The organism is Methylophilus sp. (assembly GCF_035460085.1).
In the GTDB taxonomy this organism is placed as follows: Bacteria; Pseudomonadota; Gammaproteobacteria; order Burkholderiales; family Methylophilaceae; genus Methylophilus.
Genome location: NZ_DATHWZ010000076.1, coordinates 1 through 3,700, shown reverse-complemented (window position 1 = coordinate 3,700; position 3,700 = coordinate 1). Strand labels below are relative to the sequence as shown.

The window sequence follows — 3,700 nt, the reverse complement described above, 5'->3', positions numbered from 1 at the left end:
TACAGCGGTATTCAGTAATGGTGTGGTATTGAACGCCAATGGCACGATTACCGTACCAGCAGGTGTAAGCAGCTTCACCGTGACAGTACCGACAGTGGATGACACCATTGTTGAACTGAACGAGACTCTGCCACTGACTATTGGTGGTGCGACCGGTACAGGTGTGATTGTTGATAACGACAGGGCAACAATAGATACCATCACCGCTGGCCCGAATGGTGGTTCTGTAGTTGAAGGTAACAATCTTGTTTATACAGTTACATTGAGTACAACTACCAATGCGCCTACGAGTTATAGCTACACTCTGGGTGGTGGTACAGCCTCTGCTGCCGATTATGGTTCTGCAGTATTTAGTAATGGCGTTACTTACAATGCTGCTACCGGTACCATTACAGTGCCAGCTGGTGTAAATGGCTTCACTGTCACTGTGCCTACCATTGATGATACGTTGATCGAGCCAAATGAAACCTTGCCATTGAATATCGGTGGAAAAGCAGCGACCGGAATCATCATCGACAACGATATTGGCATCACCCTGGTCAATGGCAGCAAGTTTGCAGTATCTGAAGAAGGTCTGGCAGGCGGTATTAAAGATGCTACTGGCAGCAGTGACACTACTGACTCAGTGGTAGCAACAGGTGCATTTAGCCTGAATGCAACTAATGCCGCTGACGCAGTATGGACCTTGACGGCACCAACCACTTCTACGCTTACTTCAGGTGGTGTAGCTGTAACATGGTCATTGTCTGCCGATGGCAAGACATTGACAGGCTCTGCTGGCGGTGAAAAGGTACTTGCTGTGACTATCAATAACAGCGGCGCTTATTCAATCACTTTAAGCAAGCCAGTCGACCATCCGAATACGACGATTGAAGATTCGCTGAAAACTGATATTGGTGTGAAAGTTGTCGCTAATGGTGTGACACAAACAACTACCTTGCCAGTCACTGTTGAAGATGATTCTCCAGTAGCAAGCAACCAGACGGTCTATGCAACCAACTCCGCAAATACCAATGTGATGATTACATTGGATGTTTCGGGCAGTATGGGCGGCAGAGATGGTGTGGGCGGTCAGACACGTTTAGCAAGTGCGATCCAGTCTATTAAAACCCTGTTGGCCAGTTATGATGATCTGGGTGATGTGAAGGTTGCTTTAGTGGTGTTTGCTGGCGATGCGCAAACCAGGCAGTTAGGTACCACCTGGTTAACTGTTGCTGAAGCGAATAGCTTATTGAATAGTTTGTCTCCGAATGGCAACACTAACTACGATTCAGCACTCGAAACAGCGATGAAGGCTTATGAGTCAAATGGTAAGTTGGATAATGCACAGACCGTATCCTACTTCTTTACAGATGGTGAGCCTAACCGCGGACAGGGAAGTACTGACAGTTTAGCCGGTAATGAGAATTCATCTTCTGCTGATGCAGGTATTCAAGCTGCTGAAGAAAGAGCGTGGATTCAATTCCTGGAAACATATAACATCAAGTCATATGCTCTTGGATTGGGTGCAAATACCTCTACCTCGCAATTGAACCCAATTGCTTACGACGGGCAGGCTGGTGTTAACACCGGTGGTATCAAAGTGACTGATTTCGACCAACTGGATGGCGTGCTGAACGAAACAGTAGCAGCTTCAATCTCAGGCAGTCTGGTTACAAATGGTGGTTTTGGTGCTGATGGTGGTTATGTGAAATCAGTGGCAATTGAGGGCACAACCTATACATTCAACGCTACCTCAGGTGCGATTACTTTCAATGGTACCAACAGAAGCACTTATGATGCAGCAAGCCATAAATTGTCCATCACAACTGCGAAAGGAACGTTAGTTCTAGACATGGATGACGGTACTTTCGTGTTTACGCCTAAAAATACTACCGTATCAGGCGTGGCTGACTTCCAGTACACATTGAGCGATAAGGATGGCGATACAAGCTCTGCTACATTGAGCATTAATGTGACCAAGATCAATGCTGTTCCACAAGTGGCGCCAGATGTAAGTACCGGTATCAACTCAGCTGGCTTGTTAACTATTCCTGGCTTGTTGAATGTCGACCTGCTGAACTTCTCTAGCAGACAAGCATTCAGCGCCAGCGATGTAAACAACAATATCAACAATGTAACTATTACTTACAGTGCGTTACTTGCATTGAGTGGCAATTTCCTGACCTACTCTTCTGCTGTTGCGAGTGAGTTAGGTTTGAAAGTGACTTATGCCCAAGATAATGGCCTGCTTGGATTATTTGCGAATGGCAAACTGGAAGTAACTGCATTGGATGGCGGTACTATCGATAACCTGAAGTTGAATGAGTTCTTGTCTACCATCAGAACCGATAGCACCTTAGGGGTTAATGTGCTGGATAGCTTCAAGATTACTGCAACGGACAGCACTAATCTGCACGACACAGCTACTTCAAGCAACTTGATCAATATTGATCTGCTGACCAGTGGAAACAGTGCAATCATCAGTGGTACCAGCGGAAATGATAACCAGCTTAACGGTACATCAGGTAGCGATATCATTTATGGTTTAGGTGGTAACGATACGCTGAACGGCGGTGCTGGTAATGACATCCTTCGTGGTGGCGCTGGTAACGATACCTTGAATGGCGGTGAAGGTAATGACATCCTGATCGGCGGTAAAGGTAACGATACCCTGACAGGAGGTGCTGGTGTTGATGTGTTTAAATGGGATAGAGGCGATGATGGTGTTGCCGGTAACCCAGCCCGTGACACTATCACTGATTTCAATAAGAGCCCACTCAGCCAAGGTGGTGATGTTCTAGATGTGCGTGATTTGCTGCAAGGCGAAAACAACACTAATCTGGCAAACTACATGCACTTTGAGAAATCTGGTAGCGATACCATCGTCCACATCAGCTCTAACGGTGGATACTCAAATGATGCGCACAATGTGTCTGGCAACTTCAGCAGTGGCAATACAACACAACAAATTGTATTGACCGGTGTTGATTTGACCTCTGGTCAATCTTCCGACGCGGCAATCATTGCAAACTTGATGGCTCAGCAAAAAATCATCACAGAATAATTTCTGCTGATGTTAAAAAAGCGACCTTAGGGTCGCTTTTTTTTGTGGTTATTGTCAGTCGAAAAGATGCGTGTTGATAGTAGATATATGTCATTGAAGAAATAGAATGCCGGAGCGAATAAAAATTAAGGCACCCATTGGTGCCTTAATTTAATAAATTAGATCGAAACTTTAATTGATTAAATTGCGAGCATATCTACAAATTCATTGACAGGGAGTGCTTCAAGTTTCATTTGATCCTGGCATAAAACCAGAATCTCAGTTTGTTTTTGCGTATTGAAACGACGTGCCAGGTTGACTTTGAATTTCTTTACCAGTTCTGGGATACCTGCTTCACGGCGACGGCGGTGACCAATAGGGTATTCGACAGCAATGTTGCTCGTTTCTGTACCATCTTTGAAAAAGATCTGGATAGCGTTAGCAATAGACCGTTTTTCAGGATCAAGATAGTCGCGGGTATATTCTGCTTTTTCTACACAAATCATTTTGTCGCGCAGGGCATCAATGCGCGGATCCGCTGCGGCTTCATCCTCATAATCCAATGCAGTCAAGCTGCCTTTCAGCAAACCTATTGCCGTCATATACTGAATGCAATGATCACGGTCGGCCGGATTATTCATCGGGCCGGTTTTATCAATAATCCGGATGGCTGAT

At 45.4% G+C, this 3,700-nt stretch carries 1 protein-coding gene and 1 pseudogene; one reads left to right on the top strand and one right to left on the bottom strand.

The window, feature by feature from the left end; translation table 11 throughout:
- The coding region (locus VK958_RS10915) for a type I secretion C-terminal target domain-containing protein (protein WP_325241222.1) at positions 1–3,046 on the top strand (3,046 nt) is incomplete at its 5' end.
- A 179-nt stretch (positions 3,047–3,225) separates the two neighbouring features.
- On the opposite strand, the pseudogene prpD reads toward VK958_RS10915, so the two are convergent.
- Positions 3,226–3,700: pseudogene (gene prpD / locus VK958_RS10910) on the bottom strand (2-methylcitrate dehydratase); the annotation flags it as partial.